At 36.5% G+C, this 17,530-nt stretch carries 15 protein-coding genes and 1 tRNA gene; 8 read left to right on the top strand and 8 right to left on the bottom strand.

The window, feature by feature from the left end:
- Positions 1-16: 16 nt before the first annotated feature.
- Positions 17-919, bottom strand: a complete 903-nt coding sequence (locus IPJ53_10950; GenBank protein MBK7799624.1) for a methionyl-tRNA formyltransferase — start codon at positions 917-919, stop codon at positions 17-19.
- Between the two features lie 267 nt (positions 920-1,186).
- Between IPJ53_10950 and IPJ53_10945 the strand changes: the two genes are divergently transcribed.
- A complete protein-coding gene (locus tag IPJ53_10945; protein ID MBK7799623.1) occupies positions 1,187-1,504 on the top strand; it encodes an SCP2 sterol-binding domain-containing protein in 318 nt (105 codons plus the stop codon).
- 17 nt (positions 1,505-1,521) lie between these two features.
- Here the strand turns inward: IPJ53_10945 and IPJ53_10940 are convergent, their stop codons facing one another.
- The 4 genes from IPJ53_10940 to IPJ53_10925 are packed head-to-tail and all read right to left on the bottom strand — an operon-like array spanning position 1,522 to position 4,476.
- A complete protein-coding gene (locus tag IPJ53_10940) occupies positions 1,522-2,118 on the bottom strand; it encodes a hypothetical protein (GenBank protein ID MBK7799622.1) in 597 nt (198 codons plus the stop codon).
- Between the two features lie 10 nt (positions 2,119-2,128).
- Positions 2,129-3,016 carry a ParB/RepB/Spo0J family partition protein gene (locus IPJ53_10935; GenBank protein MBK7799621.1) on the bottom strand — a complete coding sequence of 296 codons (888 nt, stop codon included), beginning with the start codon at positions 3,014-3,016 and terminating at the stop codon, positions 2,129-2,131.
- Positions 3,017-3,030: 14 nt separating this feature from the next.
- Positions 3,031-3,792: a ParA family protein gene (locus IPJ53_10930; protein MBK7799620.1), complete on the bottom strand. Its 762-nt coding sequence runs from the start codon at positions 3,790-3,792 to the stop codon at positions 3,031-3,033.
- Positions 3,793-4,476: a metal-dependent hydrolase gene (locus IPJ53_10925; protein ID MBK7799619.1), complete on the bottom strand. Its 684-nt coding sequence runs from the start codon at positions 4,474-4,476 to the stop codon at positions 3,793-3,795.
- Between the two features lie 606 nt (positions 4,477-5,082).
- Here IPJ53_10925 and IPJ53_10920 point away from each other — a divergent pair.
- Positions 5,083-6,693, top strand: a complete 1,611-nt coding sequence (locus IPJ53_10920; GenBank protein MBK7799618.1) for an ABC transporter substrate-binding protein — start codon at positions 5,083-5,085, stop codon at positions 6,691-6,693.
- A 48-nt stretch (positions 6,694-6,741) separates the two neighbouring features.
- On the opposite strand, the gene IPJ53_10915 is transcribed toward IPJ53_10920, so the two are convergent.
- Positions 6,742-8,463 (bottom strand): redoxin domain-containing protein, encoded by a 1,722-nt coding sequence (locus IPJ53_10915; protein ID MBK7799617.1) that lies wholly within the window; start codon positions 8,461-8,463, stop codon positions 6,742-6,744.
- Positions 8,464-8,524: 61 nt separating this feature from the next.
- On the opposite strand from IPJ53_10915, the gene lipB reads away from it, so the two are divergent.
- Positions 8,525-9,238, top strand: coding sequence for a lipoyl(octanoyl) transferase LipB (gene lipB, locus IPJ53_10910; protein MBK7799616.1), 714 nt, complete (start codon positions 8,525-8,527; stop codon positions 9,236-9,238).
- On the top strand, positions 9,235-9,756 hold the full coding sequence (locus IPJ53_10905) for an acyl-CoA thioesterase (protein ID MBK7799615.1): 522 nt from the start codon (positions 9,235-9,237) through the stop codon (positions 9,754-9,756). Before lipB ends, IPJ53_10905 begins: the two co-directional genes overlap by 4 nt.
- Positions 9,757-9,859: 103 nt before the next feature.
- Here IPJ53_10905 and IPJ53_10900 read toward each other — a convergent pair whose 3' ends face one another.
- Together IPJ53_10900 and IPJ53_10895 are read right to left on the bottom strand one after the other, a co-directional pair.
- A complete protein-coding gene (locus tag IPJ53_10900; GenBank protein MBK7799614.1) occupies positions 9,860-11,125 on the bottom strand; it encodes a replication-associated recombination protein A in 1,266 nt (421 codons plus the stop codon).
- Positions 11,126-11,275: 150 nt separating this feature from the next.
- Complete coding sequence (locus tag IPJ53_10895; protein ID MBK7799613.1) at positions 11,276-13,747, bottom strand: DNA translocase FtsK; 2,472 nt, start codon at positions 13,745-13,747, stop codon at positions 11,276-11,278.
- Positions 13,748-14,005: 258 nt separating this feature from the next.
- Here IPJ53_10895 and IPJ53_10890 point away from each other — a divergent pair, with 258 nt between their 5' ends.
- The 4 genes from IPJ53_10890 (at position 14,006) to IPJ53_10875 (ending at position 17,530) form a co-directional block, all read left to right on the top strand.
- The gene (locus IPJ53_10890; GenBank protein MBK7799612.1) at positions 14,006-15,178 is read left to right on the top strand and encodes a saccharopine dehydrogenase NADP-binding domain-containing protein; all 1,173 of its coding nucleotides are present in this window, start codon (positions 14,006-14,008) and stop codon (positions 15,176-15,178) included.
- A gap of 97 nt (positions 15,179-15,275) precedes the next feature.
- Positions 15,276-15,348: transfer RNA gene (locus IPJ53_10885), tRNA-Lys, on the top strand.
- Between the two features lie 406 nt (positions 15,349-15,754).
- Positions 15,755-15,955, top strand: coding sequence for a hypothetical protein (locus IPJ53_10880; protein ID MBK7799611.1), 201 nt, complete (start codon positions 15,755-15,757; stop codon positions 15,953-15,955).
- 9 nt (positions 15,956-15,964) lie between these two features.
- Positions 15,965-17,530 (top strand): hypothetical protein, encoded by a 1,566-nt coding sequence (locus IPJ53_10875; protein ID MBK7799610.1) that lies wholly within the window; start codon positions 15,965-15,967, stop codon positions 17,528-17,530.

The following is a 17,530-nucleotide window of genomic DNA, read 5'->3' as shown; positions in this document are numbered from 1 at the left end:
TTTACAAGTATCTATTTTACTGTTGAAATCCGTTCAAAAAAGCCACCACATCCATACATTTTTTTGAAGGAGGTTGGATACTCAAAACTTGAATATATCCATCTAAGCAGGCAATTTTTAATGATTTTCTATTTTCAATTACCCAATTTCCGGGCGGTTCAACTGGTTGAATCATAAGTCTAGATGCTGAAAATATTTTAAATATTTTGTGTTCATAAGTTGTCCAAGCTCCGGGAAAAGGACTAAATGCCCTTATTTGATTGTGAACATTTTCTACAGGTTGATGCCAATTGATTTCTAAGTCTTTTGGCGAAATTTTTGGTGCTGGCGATGCAAGTTCATTTAATTGTTTAGTTGGTTGAATGCTTTTTGATATCATTTTATCCAAGGTTTCTTTTAATAAATGGCTCCCTTCTCTTTTCATTTTCTCATAGAGGCTTCCAAAATTTTCATTAGGTTCTATATGGATTTTTTTTTGGAGTAAGATATCCCCGGTATCAATTTCTTCTTTTAGGATAAAAGTTGTCAGGCCGGTGTCATTTTCTCCATTGAGGATAGCTCTTTGAATAGGGGCGGCCCCTCTATATTTAGGTAATAATGAACCATGAAGGTTAATGGTTCCCAGCTCTGGCATATTCCAAACTTCTTTTGGAAGCATTCTAAATGCCACCACCACAAATATATCTGCTCCTAATTTTTTAAGATTATTCAGGAACTTGGGTGACTTCAAATTCTTTGGTTGCAACAATTTTTTATTATGTTCAAGTGCCCACTTTTTTACGGGTGATTCAATCCAGCCGTGACCTCGGCCTCCTCTTTTATCAGGAGCTGTAATGACCGCAATTAAATCAAAGTGATCATTCACTACGTCCAAGGATGGCAAAGCAAAATCAGGTGTGCCTAAGAAAATGATTTTCATACATTATGTTTTCACCAACAAAAGAGAATTAGTTCACTTTATTTTTGCAAAACTATAGATTAATAGAGACTTGAGCGTAAATGCATTTCAATTTGTTCAACTGCAAAAGTCTAGAACTTTTCAGGCATTTGATTTTGGATGCATGTCCAGGATATGTTACCAAAATAGGATCCAAAAATTTTGAATGGGGATTACTTTTAAGGCTTTACATAAGTATAGTGATTAGTATAGAAAAATTGTAATAATTTGTGTCATAAAATCATAAGCATGACGGCGAAAGAATTTTTATTTAAAGTACCTGAAAAAGTTAATTTACTGGTGATTGAGGGGATGAATACAGTATTTCACTTTGATCTGGAAGGCGAAGGTGGGGGATTGGTGACTATAATTGTAGAAAAGGGAGAGATGCGAGTTGAGGATGGGCTAGTTGGTGAGCCCAATTGTGTAATTAAAGCCAAGGCTGAAGATTTTAAAAAAATTGTGAAGGGAGAACTCAATCCAATGATGGCTATTCTTACCGGAAAAATGAAGATAGTCAATCAAATTGAAATGATGAAATTTGCCAAAATACTTGGTTGGATGTAAATGGACCTGTAGAAAAACTATTTAAGTTTAAGGTGCATCGTTACTCCGGAGGCATAGAATCCTGCTGAGGGATAAATAGACATCGTTAAGTTATCTGAAACATCAAATTCCATCAGATGCCTGTCAACAAAAGCTTCGATGCCAACAAGTAAATAAGCACCAACCAAAGCAAGATAACTCCGTTGCAAGTTTTTATCATACAAGCTTCTGTAAGAATCGATGGCATTTGGTTCGAGAATGCCTACGAATTCATCGGTAGAGTTTTCTTTCAAGTCAATTCTCATTCTATATGCTTTATCAAACCTGTCATATTCTGATTTGTTAAAACTTATGAGGTAAATCGGAAAGCCCAAGGCAGAATATACCAATGGTAGTTTCCAATACTTTCTATTATATATTTGTCCAGCTCCGGGCAATAGAAGTGAGTAGGTAAGTGCTCTTCCAGGTTTACCCTTAAAAATATTTTTTAATGTTCCCCCTGTTTTTTTAGATTTTACTGAAGCGTTTAAATTATTTGTATCAATATTTTGAATAATTGATAAGCTGTCTTGTGCGTTTAACTTCACAAATCCAAACAACGACAACAAGACCGGCAAACAAAAATATAACTTCACGATTCTTATATTAATCATCCAAACGGTCGATGATGTCATTAAGTGTCTTATCTGAATTGAATTTGATAATAATTTGACCTTCACCGGATTCTTTTCGCTGAATTACTGCCTTGGTTCCTAGAATGCTACTAATTCGATCTTCCAGAGCTTTTATCAAAGACCCTTGTGAAGCTGGTTTTGGATTGAGTAGTTTTCGGCCTTTTGCCTTGGTGATTGAGTGTGAAAGCCGTTCAGCATCCCTAACGGATAATTCCTTTTGTTGAATGTCTTTGTATAGTTGCATTTGCAAAATAAGATCTTCAATTCCTGCCAGTACTCGAGCATGTCCCATTGATAATTTATGATCTCTTAATGCATTTTGAATTTCAGGAGGTAATTTTAGCAACCTTGTGTAATTACTAATTGTGCTTCTTTTTTTGCCAACACGATCTGATAATTGTTCCTGATTTAATTTGCATTCCTCCATTAGCCTTGAATAGCTAATAGCAATTTCAATGGGACTAAGATCCTCTCTTTGGATGTTTTCCACCAGGGCCATTTCTAAGATTTCCTGGTCATTTGCCAACCTTACATAAGCCGGTAAAGATTTAATTCCAGCCTTCAATGCTGCGCGATAGCGCCTTTCTCCAGAAATAATTTGATATTCTTCATCAGCCCGTTTCCTAACGGTAATAGGTTGGATTAAACCATAAGTCTGGATGGACTTTGATAATTCTTCAAGGCTCTCCTCTTCAAAGGTATTTCTGGGTTGATGAGGGTTAGGCTTGATTTTATTAATGTCTATCATCCAAGTTTCCGTTTCTTGTTTTAGAACAGTATCGGTAACTTTTTTCTCATCCTTATTGATATTGGATAATAAAGCTTTTAAACCTTTTCCAAGTTCTTGTTTCTGGCTCATTGGGTACCCTAATTTTATTGATTGTTGATAAACTCTTGTGCAAAATTAAGGAAATTAATACTGCCTTTGCTCGTTGCATCATATAAGACAACAGGTTTTTTAACCAGTGGCGCTTCGGTGATTTTTGAATTTCTATGGATTATGGTATTAAATATGGGCATCTTAATATTTTCTCTCATGTCATGAATAACCATGGTAGACATTCTTAGCCTTTTGTCATACATGGACAGTAATACTCCTTCAATTTTTAATTCGGGATTTAATCCCTCTTTGACAAGTTCAATGGTGTTTTTAATTTTAGAAAGTCCCTCTAAAGCAAATAATTCAGTTTGTACAGGTATTATTACGGAATCTGCGGCGACCAATGCATTTATGGTCATCAGGCCAAGGGAAGGTAGGCAATCAATAATAATATAGTCAAATTCATCCTTAATCTTGTACAAGACTTTTCGCAAGACAAATTCGCGATCTTGCATACTTACCAATTCTATATCTGCTCCTACCAAATCGATATCAGAAGGAAGCAAAAAAAGGTTTGGGGTAGTTGTAGTAATAATAGCTTTATGTGGATCAATGTCATTGATCATGCAGTGGTATAGGTTAAACTCAAAATCCTGGAGATCCCCACCAGATCCGGAAGTACTGTTGGCTTGAGGATCGGCATCCACTAAGAGCACTTTCTTTTCTAAAATAGAAAGACAGGCAGCTAAATTTATCGCTGTTGTGGTCTTTCCAACACCACCTTTTTGGTTTGCTATTGCAATTATTTTTCCCATTTATTCCCAATTTACTGCCTTTCCTATTTCAGGGATTATCAGTTTTATATCATTATTTAAAAAAGTAGAAATTGCAGCTTCGTGATCTATTTTAATAGGGTCAAAAGTGTCAAAATGTGCTGCAATGACTGTTTTTACCTCACAGAAATCAGCAGCAATGCAGGCATCCTCTACACCCATTGTGAAGACATCACCCATTGGAAGTATGGCAAAATCCAATTTTGGACAAGTCAAGGGAATGAGTTTCATGTCATAACTTAAGGCAGTATCACCGGCAAAATAGAAACAGTGATTATGAGACCAAACGACAAAGCCATTTGGATTACCGCCGTTAGAACCATCCGGCAAAGTTGCAGAATGGCAGGCACTCACCATTTTTACCATTCCAAAATCAAATGAATATTTCCCTCCTTGATTCAAAGCATAACCTTTCACTCCCTGATTGTCGAGCCAACTCACAATTTCAAAATTGGATATAATTTTTGCGCCAGTTTTTTGGGCAATTTCTATGGCATCTCCTACATGGTCACCATGACCGTGTGAAATTAGAATGTAATCCGCTTTAATTGCTTCAATATCAATGTGTTGGGCTAAGGGATTGCCTTTTATGAAAGGGTCGAAAAGCAAATGCTTGCCTTCAAAAAAAACATAGAAGCAGGAATGGCCGTAATAACTTAATAACATAATTCCAAAATTTGTGCAAACCTAAGCAATTCCTCCCATTTTTACGGATAGGAGAGACGTAGCGATGAGCGGGGTGTGGTTTAATCTAAGTTCAATGTATAAGCTAGAAATCAATTCTACCAAAAGGGATAACAGTGAAACACCAGAATTGATTCAAAATTTTGAATTTTTATGCCTGGCCTGATAATGATGTTAGAATTCCATCCAATTTGAAAGAGAAGATGTCATCAATTCTTTAAATCCAATTAATATTTATGATAAAATCTGTTGGTGAAATGAGTAACTGCTCAAGCACAATAACCGTTTTATTCAACCGATTTCTGTTATTCTTCAAGATTCTAATCGTGTTTTTTCTGAAATTTATAAGTTTGGGATTGATGTTAAGAAACTCATTAAAATATGAAATCTTTTAGATTTTAGAAAAGCGGCTGATTAGCCATTTCAAATGTCAAATCCTACAAGCAAAGTGGCTTTTAGCAATTCAGCATCAAAGTAAAATTCTTAAAAATGATTGGGGAATAGGATAACTTTTTGTTTTAGCAGTAAAAAATTGAAAAATTTGTCTTTTTGATGAAAATTATGCGAGGAGAATGATTACTTTTCTGAATGAATTGTAGGTTTTCGAGGATTTATTTGTTGAGTGTTGGTTTTATTTGGTTAACCTGTTGTTCCGATAATACCCACAAAAAACCAAGGGTTTTTCATTACAATCAACCTAATCCTGTTACCTCCTTAGATCCTGCTTTTGCAAAAAGTCAGAATAACATTTGGTTGATAGACCATATTTATAATCAGCTCATAGATTTGGATGATTCTATGAATTTGGTACCGGAAATTGCGAAGGATTGGGAAGTAAGCAAAGATGGGTTGAGCTACTTATTTCATTTGAGGAATGATGTCTTTTTTCATAAAAATAGCTGTTTTGGTAAAGACAGTACAAGAAGGCTGAAAGCATCTGATGTTGAATATAGTTTTTTAAGATTGATTGATCCGGGATTGAGTGCTCCGGGTAGGTGGATTTTTGCAGGCAAACTAGACACATTCCAGCCCTTTAATATTATAAACGACACCACCCTGGTGATTAAATTGAGGCAAGCATTTTCTCCATTTCTGAGTTTGCTCACAATGCAATATTGCAGCATCATTCCGAAAGAAGCAGTAAGTTTTTATCAGAACAAATTTGATGAATTTCCAGTTGGAACGGGACCATTTGTATTAAATAAATGGATAGATAGACAAGGAATCTTCCTGAGTAGAAATTCAGCCTATTTTAAACCCAATTTGCCATATTTAGAAGGAGTGAGGGTAAGTTTTATTGAAGACAGAAATACAGCGTATCTTGAATTTATTAGAAATGAAATTGATTTTTTTTCAGGAATTCAATCATCTTTTGCTTCTCAATTAATTTTGAGTAATGGAACATTGCGTCCGGAATTGAATGACCACATTAATTTTTTTAAATCACATTACCTGAATACAGAGTATTTGGGAATTAATCTGGAAGCCTTCCCAAAAGATCATGCAATTTGGGATAAAAGGGTGCGACAAGCATTGAATTTAGCCTTAGACAAAAATTTGTTGGTCAAGACCTACAGGTTTGGAATTGGAACACCGGCCAATGCTGGTTTTATACCTAAAGGTTTGATTTCTTATGACCCCAATTCTGTGAAAGGATATGTGCATGATGCAGCCAGAGCAAAGGATTTACTTAAAAGTTCAGGGTATTTTGAAAAATCTAAATTGGAAAAAGAACTCGTTATTTATACCAATAAAGATTATTTAGATCTTGTAACCTTTATTGCCCGTCAATGGCAGGAAATTGGAATTGAATTGAGGATAGAACTTTTGGAAACCGGTACACTGCGAGAGAAAATGCGTAACGGCAGTATTGGTTTTTTTAGAGCTAGCTGGATAGCCGATTATCCGGATGAAGAAAGCTTTATGACCGTTTTTTACAGCAAAAACGGTGCGCCTCCAAATTACACCAGATTTAAGAATGTTGAATTTGATCAACTATACGAAGCAGCTGTTAAAGAGATTGACAATGACAAAAGGGTGAAATTATTTCAGCAAATGGATCGGATTATTGTTGAGGAGTCTCCGGTTATTTTTCTATTGTATGATCAAACAGCATTGTTTGGACAAAAGAATTTAATAAACCTGAATGGCAATCCAATAAATTTATTAAAACTCGAACAAGTAAACGAGATAAATTAGGCTAGGTATAAAAAGCAAAAAAATACTTACAATATCTCTGTTAACAATCTAATCAATTTTGAAAAACCTTTCTGTTTTTATGGAACCATCTGCTAGTTGCCCCTGAACAAAATAAAACCCTGGATTTAATTTAGAAATATTTGCCTTTATATTTTGTTCATTAATTTTTTCCATTTTAATTTTCGAATCAGAAACATGAATTCCAGATTGATCGAAAAACTTTAATGCAACAATTCCGGAAGAGGCTTCGACGTCAATTTCATATTGAGTCGCTGTTTGATTGACTCTAAATCTTGGTACACCAGGTTCTGAATTATAGATGTGGTTAAAAAAGATTCCACACACATCGTTACTTAATACAATTTCATTAGGTACTTTGCCTTGTTTAAAATTCAGATTTTGTGATGAAGAGAATGTGATTAATGGTTCACGCAAATCGAAATTGACTCCCAATCCATCTGGACTACTCCACAGACAAATGAATTCATTGCGTTGTCCATTAAAAATGTAATTGGTATTGTTGAAATTGGATAAACTTTGATTAAGTTTTACGTCTGTAATGGACTTTACATCACAAGCAAGACTAAACTGGAAACCAAAAACATTTCCGTTTGTGTTCGGGATAATGTGATATAAATAGCCGTTGGATGTTTTTTCAGATTTAATAACCCATTCTTCAGTACAATTAGCCCTTTCTTCAAGAGAACCATCGAATTTTATAGCTGCTCCATTGACATCCCCATATTTACCTACTCCGAATTCATTGCTCACGGTTCCTTTTATCAAGTCATTTAGTTTGACCTTGTCATTGATCACCCCATTTTTTCCAGCAGGATTAACAGCAAAGCCATACAGGTCGCTTACGGCTTTAAATCTGGAATTGATACCTAAAATTAATTTTCTTATCTCTGCCATATCAGAAGCAGTTACAGAATATGTTTTGTTCACATCAGCGACTAACAACTGGAGATTGTTTAGTTGAGATATCCCTAGTATGTGTTTCTGAATTAAAACCACATCTGCAGTAGTTACATATTCATCAGGGTTTCCGGTTTGTGATTTAAAAGGAGTTACATAATAATTATCCCTAATAGCTGGAAAAAAATATTCACAATTGTATTGATTATTTTCGAGTTCAAATAGTGGGTTGTTACCATTAAAAATGTCTTTAACTATCATTTTGTCAGGATGCAAATAAGAGGTAATTTTTACTCCAAAGGAATCTTGGCAACGAGTTGGGCCACCCCCGGTGCCTCCACTGGAGACCCTCAGCGCTCTGGCAATAGCAGAATCTAACTTTACCTGATCATCCCTTTCAAAGTCAATATTGAATTCAACCTCACCATTTGGAGCAATCACAAGAAAGGTAGGAGTGCCATAGAAAGGACCAAAAGTCCCTGATTTATAGGGAGCCACCGCAGCAAATCCTCCTCCATCAAAACCAGCACCCGGGAAAGTAATTCCATGTTTTTGTGCATATCCCTTCACAGCGTTGTTCAGATCATAATTTTGAGTACTGAGCTCAATGAACTGGACACGACCATTCCCTGCACCCCAGCGAGTATAAGCTTGTTGGACATAAGGAGCAATGGCATTACAAGGGGGGCAGGCTACGAAGAACAATTTAAGAACCACTACTTTCTCCTTATTCAAATAATCCGAATAAAGTTTATGGACCTTGTTATTATAGTCTGTGATTGTGAAATCAGGAGCCTTGGCAGCTGAGCAAATAAAAGGGAGTAAAAAGAGGAATAAAGTAAACTGTCTCATGAAAACGCTGTTTAATTATATCCAAAGTTAAGACAAAATATTAAATTAAGCAATTAAACGATTGAGCAATAGAATAGAAATACATGATCTTGGTCAGATTGACTATCAGGAAGCCTGGGATTACCAGACCAAAATTCATAACAGGTTAATTTCCGAAAAAAGATCTCAACCGGGCTCGGCAGATTTTCCGCATGTATTAATATTGTGTGAGCATCCTCATGTTTACACTTTGGGTAAATCGGGAGAGGAGAGTCATCTAAAGATTAATGAGCAAGGACTGGGTCAGATTCAGGCAAGTTTTTACAAAATCAACAGGGGAGGGGACATCACTTATCATGGACCAGGGCAATTGGTGGCTTATCCAATTCTTGATTTGGACCGCATATTTAATGATGTGCATCGATATGTGAGAGGTTTAGAAGAGTCAGTAATATTGACCTTGGCCGAGTACGGAATTTTGGGTGATCGTTTGCCAGAATACACAGGAGTTTGGCTAGATCCGGATAATGACCGGGCCCGCAAAATCTGTGCGATTGGCGTACACCTAAGCAGATGGGTAAGTTTGCATGGATTGGCCTTAAATGTTAATACGAACCTTAATTATTTTAACCACATCATCCCATGTGGCATTCAGGAAGAAAATAAAACCGTGACTTCTATTCAAAAGGAATTGGGAATTGTGGTTGAAATGGCAGAAATTAAACAAATCTTTACGAGCCATTTTCTACATACATTTGGGCTTGAAAAAACAACAAAGAGTAAAATATTCGAATGAAAAAAGTAAGTGATTCCATAACGGAAATGACAGAGTTGGTTTTACCAAACGACACCAATGTATTGGGCAATTTAATGGGAGGAAATCTAATGCGGTGGATGGATATTGCATCAGCAATATGTGCCAGCAGGCATTGTGGTGCGCATGTGGTTACGGTTTCGGTTGACCACATGACATTTCATGAGCCCATTAAACTTGGGGATATTGTGACCATACGGGCAAAAGTTTCCAGAACATTTAATTCTTCCATGGAGATATTTATGGAAGTTTTTACCAGAAGTATACTTGTGGCGGAGCCCAGGAAATCAAATCAGGCTTACTTTACATTTGTAGCATTGGATGACAGAACACTCAGACCTAAGCCTATTCCGGCCATTGTTCCTGAAACTGAAGAAGAGAAAAAATTATTTAATGAAGCAGAAATTCGTCGCGAATTCAGATTGATTGTAAGTGGTAAAATCAAACCGGAAGAAGCAAAATTCAGTAAGGATATTTTCAATGTGGTTACAGAAAAATAGAGGATTAGCTAGGATATATTTTTTTAGTAATTGTATAGGCCTACATCTTTTTTAGTACTATTCAATTTGCGAATTAATGATATTGATAAATTTAACCTAGACATTATTTATATTTTTCACCCCACCATTCCAACAAGCTCATTTTCATTTTTTGCTCATTGGGATTTTCTGCCGGTTTAAATATAGCTTTACTACTCAATTGTTCCGGCATGTATTCCTGATAGACAAAGTTGCCAGGGTGATGGTGACTGTATTCGTAGGATTTTCCGTAGCCAATATTTTTCATCATTTGGGTGGGGGCGTTGCGTAAGTGCAAAGGAACTTGAGCGTTATTTGTTGACTGAGCTAGACTGATAGCCATTTCTATAGCAAGATAAGCAGAATTGGATTTGGGTGAGCAAGCTAAGTAAATAACGGTTTCAGCAAGGATTATTCTGGATTCAGGCCATCCCACAAAGTGAATGGCATCTTTGCAAGTGTTGGCCATCAAAAGCGCGTTTGGATTTGCCAGTCCAATGTCTTCTGCTGCCAGAATCAGTAGTCTTCGTGCAATGAAAAGTGGGTCTTCTCCACCATCTACCATCCGGGCAAGCCAATACAAGGCTGCATGGGGATCACTGCCTCGTATTGATTTAATGAAAGCAGAAATGATGTCGTAGTGCATTTCTCCTGACTTATCATAAATAGCCATGTTTTGAGTGACCAATTTTCGGATAAGTTCATTTGTGATTTCTATTTGGGATTGAGGTAAGTTGCCAACAATCTCCATGATGTTGCATAGTTTTCTGGCATCTCCACCGGATAATTCAACCAAAGAATCGGTTTCCAATACTTTTATGTTCTTGTTTTGGAAAAGTTCGTCCTTATCTGCAATACGTTCAATAAGTTTGACAAGATCCAGTTCATCCAAATGCTTCAGTACATAAACCTGCATTCTGCTCAAAAGGGCAGCATTCACTTCAAAAGAAGGATTTTCGGTAGTGGCGCCCAACAAAACTATCGTTCCATCTTCAACGGCAGCCAGCAAAGCATCTTGTTGACCTTTATTGAAACGATGGATTTCGTCAATAAACAAAATAGGTGAGGGGCTGTTAAAGAATTTTTGGCTTTTGGCTTCATTGATCAGTTCTCTCAGATCTTTGACACCTGCTGAAATTGCGCTTAGGGTAAAAAATTTGCGATTAAATTGTTTTCCTAACAACCGGGCTAAAGTGGTTTTACCTACACCCGGAGGACCCCAGAAGATCATGGATGGTAAGTGTCCGCCAGAAAGTGCTAAATTTAATGGCTTGCCCGGAGACAAGAGGTGATCTTGTCCGAGCACATCTTCCAAACTTTGTGGACGCATTCTTTCAGCAAGCGGTAACATATGAGTGCGAAAGTCGACATTTGACATCAAATTTTGATGATCAGGCCACTTAATTTCCTAACAGTACAAAAAAAAAGCCCCGGAGGTCGGCCGGGGCAATAATCTACTATCAATCTCAGTTGGTCTAAGACGAAAAAAAAAATAAAAAGACTAGGTTTTTCTTTTGAACTTTTGAAGTAGGTTCTCAAGTTCTATTTCATTAAATAAGAGTACTTCACGAGGTTTACTTCCTTCGCCGGAGCTCACAATTCCAAGAGCTTCCATTTGATCCATAATTCTTCCGGCCCTGTTGTATCCAAGCTTTAATCTTCGCTGGATCATACTGGTGCTTCCATGTTGGCTTTGCACCACCAATCTTGCTGCTTCTTCAAACATTTCATCCAAATCATCTGCGACGATTGAATTCTCTGCACCATCCGCTTCATCCCCTTTGTATTCCGGCAAGTAATAGGGCTCGCCGTAACTTCTTTGGTTTCCAATATGGGTTATGACTCTTTCAACTTCAGGGGTATCAACGAAAGCGCATTGTAGTCTAATCATATCAGATCCAACACTGTACAACATGTCACCACGTCCAATCAACCTTTCAGCCCCTCCACAATCAAGAATAGTCCTGGAATCAATGTTGGAGGAAACCTTAAATGCTATTCTTCCAGGGAAATTGGCTTTAATCAAGCCCGTAATAATTTTTACGGATGGTCTTTGAGTGGCTATGATTAAGTGTATTCCAACAGCACGGGCTAATTGAGCAAGTCGACCTATTGGCAGTTCGACTTCTTTTCCTGCGGTCATAATCAAGTCGGCAAACTCGTCGATAATCAAAACTATGTAAGGCAGGTATCTGTGTCCTTTTTGAGGATTTAGTCTTCTGTTTACAAATTTGTCATTGTATTCCAGCAGATTTCTTACCCTTGCCATTTTGAGTAACTCATAGCGCTGATCCATTTCAATGCACAATGAATTCAAGGTATAAATGACCTTGGAAGTATCCGTGATGATTGCTTCATCCTGATTAGGAAGTTGCGCCAGAAAATGTTTTTCAATCACAGAGTAAATGGGTAATTCAACTTTCTTTGGATCGATCAGCACCAGTTTTACTTCTGCCGGATGTTTTTTGTAAAGAAGGGACATCAGAATAGTATTGATCCCTACTGATTTTCCTTGTCCGGTAGCTCCGGCTATAAGTAGGTGGGGCATTTTTGTCAAATCTGCGACCACTACTTCATTTGAAATGTTTTTACCCAATGCAATCGGAAGTTCCATTTTCTGATCATTGAATCGATCAGACTTCAGAAGTTCCTTCAAAGGGACCATTTGTTTATTTTTATTGGCTACTTCAATACCAATGGTACCCCTTCCTGGTATAGGAGCGATGATACGGATGCCTTGCGCAGACAAACTCAACGCAATGTCATCTTCCAGACTTTTTATGCGGGAGATCCGCACTCCGGGAGCCGGAACGATTTCATAAAGAGTCACTGTAGGCCCTATAGTTGCCTTTATTTTTTGTATTTCAATTTTATAATTCAGTAGGGTAGCAATGATTTGATTTTTGTTTGACTCCAATTCACTTCTGTCGATTTCGAATTTCTGGTCATTGTAGTCATTCAACAAATCCAAACTTGGAATGACATAGGTGCTGAGATCTGCACGAGGGTCATAAGGACCTGTATGGCTCTCGTCATGCCAGCCGTCCTCGTCATCGGGGACAGGCTGGTATGATGGTCGAGATTCGCTTTGTTCTGGATCTTTTGTAGTAATGGATTCCGAAGGAGCGATTGTTTCAATTTCAAGGCTAGGTCCAAAAGGATTGATTATTTGATCTGCTTTAGATCCAATGGTAGCAGCAAGGCCGGCACTTTCAGCATAATCACCAAAGTCAACTTCAATTCCGGCAGACTGAGCCGAAGCAGCTTTATTTTTTAGATATAATTCATTAGGTGTTAAATTATCTTCCTGATTTGTGCTGGCAGGATTGTTCCACTTAAATGCATTTGACCAATCCAAAAAACTGTCTGTCTCTGACCCACCAAGAGTTTGAAACTGTAATTTTTGAAGACTGGGATTAAAAAACCAAATGATGAAACTTATCAAAGAAAATATCAAGGTTACACCGAGACCGACCTCACCCACAAAATTGCTGAGTAAGTCATTGGTCCGTCCGCCAAAAGAGCCACCATATGGGAAGCCCTTATCCTGGAAAATGAAATCAAGAATCATGGACAGGAGAGCCATAATCATTAAGGTGTGCGTACTGTACCTAAGAAGTCCAAGCCACCCTGATCTCTTAAGAAATCTAAAGCCTAAATGAATGATGACCGGGATAATCAAGAAGCAGGCAATACCAAAACCATAATAAAAGAAGAAATGTGATGACAATGCCCCAAGTCTTCCTAACCAGTTATTTACTTCTGACCCGGATTTAAATAAGATGCGCCAGGACAATGCCAGCACTTTATCCTGATCAGCTTTCCAGCTGGACAAATATGAAATAAAGGAGATGAGTAAATAGATTGCACCCATAAATGAACTCATAGCAGCGATTTTTGAGACCCTCTCATCCTTCAGCCACTTGACCCATTGATCCCAAACAGAGTGTTTTGCAGATTTTGACCTTGCCATGATAAATAGTAGATTATGTATTAAAACCTGCGCTAATGTATGACTATTTTATAATATTACAATTTTTATTAAATTATTTTTAATTGATATAGTGATTTATACACATTATAATATTTCATAATATGATTAATATTTTATTTATTTAATATTATTTAATGTGTAATAAATTTATTAACATATCCTTATGTATTAACAATAAGTTATTTTGACAGATGATGGGCCATCATCCCTTAATTTTGCATTTTAAAAAAAAAAATTATGGTTGGGTCGCACAAAGTCATCATTGCCGGGGCTGGGGGGATAGGAAAAGCAGTTGGGTTACTTTTGGCTGAGGTGCCGGATATGGCTGCAGACATTTTTATAGGAGATATCAATTACGAAGCTGCAATCAGTGTTTCAAAGTGGGTACAAGAGGGAGCTTCTTCAATCGTCCAGATTGAACCTTTTCACATTCACCCCCAAGAACTCACCAATCAAATGGATTATGTTTTCAGTTCCGGTGACATCCTTCTGGATTGTTTGCCCGGGGGGGAGGCACCTAGGATGGCAGCATTTGCTTTAAAATACAATCTACACTATGTAAATCTGACTGAATATGTTGCAGAGACTAACCAAATCCTGGATATGGCAAAAGGTGCAGAGACCGGATTTGTTTTGCAGGCTGGTTTAGCACCGGGTTTCATCAACATCCTTGGTCACCAATTGTATTTGGAGTTTGCTGAGGAGTTTCAGGCTGACAAGATCGATTACATGGCTATGAAGGTAGGAGCTTTAACTCGTGTGGTGACCGGTCCTCATTTTTACGGATTCACCTGGAGTCCCATCGGAGTGGCCACAGAATATGTTAAAGAGGCAGTTGTGGTAAGAAATCATCAAAAACTAAATGTTCCCTCTTTATCGGGTACCACACATTTGATCATCGATGGTATCCATTATGAAGATGATTACACCTCCGGAGGTGCAGCAGATTTGCCGGATTACTTTAAGGAAAAAGTGGCAAATCTAGATTATAAGACGATTCGTTATCCTGGACATTTTGACTGGGTAAGAAGTCAATTGCAAATAATTGGTCAGGGACAGGGCATTGAAAACCGACTTCTTGAAAAGATGAATGAATATATACCTCATGTTGAAGATGATTTAATTGTGCTGTATGCCAGTGTGCAGGGGAAAGATTCTAAAGGAGTTTTGAGAAAAAAAGAAAAAAGTATGAGCATTGACCCTTTAAAAGTCGGTTCTCACCTTTTAAAGGGAATACAACTTACTACAGCTGCTCCCATGTTGGAATGTGCCAGGATGTTGTTAGGTGGTAAATTTAAAGGCCCGGTATTGCAATCGAGCATTGATCCAGAAGAGTTTATGAAGGGGCCTTTCATTCAAATGGCATTCCATTCCAACAAGAAAAGGGAAAGAGCCAAACTGGATGCCTGATATGATAAAAAAATATTATTTGTGAAATAAGCAGAAATGTTTGGAAAAAATGGTCTGTAAACCTATTTTTGCACTTCGTTTTTGAAAAGAAACAGCTGATCTGTTAGCTCAGTCGGTAGAGCAACGGCCTTTTAAGCCGTGGGTCTTGGGTTCGAGTCCCAAACAGATCACATAAAGCCCTTGTAAGTCAATGACTTGCAGGGGTTTTTTGTTTCTTGCCTCTCTTTTGTATTTTTTTTAATATTATCGAACAAAGCTGAACACTAATATTAATATTTTAAATTAGGTAAAAAATAAGACTGTCTTTGTTCATAATAGTTGCCAAATAATAAGTATATGTAGGTATTTTAAAAGTTTGTACTTAAATTAAATGCCTGGCAATTAAATATTTGCAATATATATAAAAAAAATATGATATATTCTTTGATATGTAATTGCTATGCTTATCTTTGTTTTAAAGTGTTTTTGGAACAATAATGGCCATAAGTAATGCATTATTATCTTAATTGAGTTATAAAATCAAATATTTTAGAAATTATTAGTACCTTTGCAACCCTTTTTAAAGATTAGATTCTTATGCTGCGGAAATACGAAATAGACAGAAATGACGATAGCTTCCTTAAGGAAGCTCAACTTATTGATGTTAACACCTTTGACTTTGATTCTAAGGAGTTCGAAGATGCAGTAGATAGATCGATACGCCGTCAGGAAGAGATTGATCAAATGAAGTATTCTTCAACTGATGCTGCATTGAGCAGTATTGTCTGCACCTTATAGTGCATTATTGTGTCGAAATATAGACATTACACTTTTAGTAAAGCAAATTTTGCAAAAGCACTCTGTCTAAATAATAAATATACTTTACCTTCTGAAGTTTTAGCTAAAAATCAGTTTAAGTATTTATTTGAATACCTATCATCTGCGGATCTTGATGCTAAGTCAATAATAGTTGAATTTGATTATGTAAGTAAGGACTACCTTATTGACTTTGCAACATATTTTGTTACTTGTTTTGATCAATATTCAAAGAATTGCATAAGACTGCACTTCTTTAATAGCCCATTAAGCCCTGAAGAATTTGAAAAAATTATAATTGCTAACACAGAAGATCAATTAGAATTCTGGAATAATTCCTATTTAGGATATATTGTTGGAAAGCCTTTGCCAATTAAGGTAATTGGCAAAACTGTATTAAAGCATTATAAATCGATAGATGATGATGGGAACTATAGAAATTACTTTGGCGTAAGAGATTATTATATTAATGTTTTTGGAAACAAAGTCAAGTTAGAATCCCTTGGTTACATGGAACAAGATAGTGTTGTTAGTGTATGCGCTACTTCAGCCATATGGATGATGTTACAAAAAGCTTCCATGACTAAATATGCTGTTTCCAAAACACCAAGTCAAATAACGGACGAAGCCGATATAGTTGGTACACATGGTGAAAGAATTTTTCCTAACCAGGGTTTATCGGTAAAACAAATATCTCAATCAATATATAAATCTGGACTTGTAAGTGATATCAGAACGTCAGATAAAAATCATGAACTAAGCCGATCTTTTTTAAAAAAATATGTATATGCTTACGCCCCAATAGGTATACCACTTATTTTAGTATTAGAAGTGCCATATATGGATAAAGGATCCTTTAAATACGGTCATCATGCAGTTACTGTGGTCGGATATAAAATAGGGAACCCACCTTTAAAAGTAACTAACAAGATCCTAAACATAAGATTCATTGCAGAAAATGTTACAAAATTATTTACTCATGACGATGCGTGGGGCCCTTATGCAAGTTTCGATTTTGACAAAGGTGTTAATGTAGAGTATAGATTTGAAACAAAATGGTCGCATGCAGTTAGCCCAACAAAACCCACTCACCTTACTAATATAATTATTCCCCTATATCACAAAATTAGGATTACATATGAAGATGTTGAAAAAATCGTTGTTGGTATAAATGAATTAATAAATTTGATTTATAACTTAGAGTTAGATTGGGATATAACTTTACAATATAGTGAGCAATTCAAGACAGATTCTAAAATATACGAGCTCAATTTAGTAAAAAATATCCTTTTAACATCGATGCCTAAGTATATTTGGGTAGCAAAATGCAGTAATAAAAACAAATTACTTTTCGAGATCATATTTGATGCAACGGATGTCGCTATTGGAATGTTTGGTTTTGCAATATATTTCCATAATAATTCAATAAAAGAAACATTAGGAGATTTTATTTCCAAAGACAACGAAAAGTCAGCAAATGTATTCCAACATGCTTGCAAAACACAATTTGCAAATTTTATTCTTGAAGAAGCAAAAAAAGACTATTACTCTGTATAA

Origin of the sequence: Candidatus Vicinibacter affinis, from assembly GCA_016714365.1 — a bacterium.
In the GTDB taxonomy this organism is placed as follows: Bacteria; Bacteroidota; Bacteroidia; order Chitinophagales; family Saprospiraceae; genus Vicinibacter; species Vicinibacter affinis.
Note: the sequence above shows the minus strand (reverse complement) of the source record. Positions and strands in the feature narration are given on the sequence as shown.

Bases quoted from the DNA above. Each gene is read 5' to 3' on its own strand.
- IPJ53_10895 (MBK7799613.1), bottom strand. From the start codon at position 13,747: ATGGCAAGGTCAAAATCTGCAAAACACTCTGTTTGGGATCAATGGGTC.
- IPJ53_10945 (MBK7799623.1), top strand. From the start codon at position 1,187: ATGACGGCGAAAGAATTTTTATTTAAAGTACCTGAAAAAGTTAATTTA.
- IPJ53_10935 (MBK7799621.1), bottom strand. From the start codon at position 3,016: ATGAGCCAGAAACAAGAACTTGGAAAAGGTTTAAAAGCTTTATTATCC.
- IPJ53_10950 (MBK7799624.1), bottom strand. From the start codon at position 919: ATGAAAATCATTTTCTTAGGCACACCTGATTTTGCTTTGCCATCCTTG.
- IPJ53_10890 (MBK7799612.1), top strand. From the start codon at position 14,006: ATGGTTGGGTCGCACAAAGTCATCATTGCCGGGGCTGGGGGGATAGGA.
- IPJ53_10905 (MBK7799615.1), top strand. From the start codon at position 9,235: ATGAAAAAAGTAAGTGATTCCATAACGGAAATGACAGAGTTGGTTTTA.
- IPJ53_10920 (MBK7799618.1), top strand. From the start codon at position 5,083: ATGAATTGTAGGTTTTCGAGGATTTATTTGTTGAGTGTTGGTTTTATT.
- IPJ53_10880 (MBK7799611.1), top strand. From the start codon at position 15,755: ATGCTGCGGAAATACGAAATAGACAGAAATGACGATAGCTTCCTTAAG.
- IPJ53_10925 (MBK7799619.1), bottom strand. From the start codon at position 4,476: ATGTTATTAAGTTATTACGGCCATTCCTGCTTCTATGTTTTTTTTGAA.
- IPJ53_10900 (MBK7799614.1), bottom strand. From the start codon at position 11,125: ATGTTACCGCTTGCTGAAAGAATGCGTCCACAAAGTTTGGAAGATGTG.
- IPJ53_10930 (MBK7799620.1), bottom strand. From the start codon at position 3,792: ATGGGAAAAATAATTGCAATAGCAAACCAAAAAGGTGGTGTTGGAAAG.
- IPJ53_10915 (MBK7799617.1), bottom strand. From the start codon at position 8,463: ATGAGACAGTTTACTTTATTCCTCTTTTTACTCCCTTTTATTTGCTCA.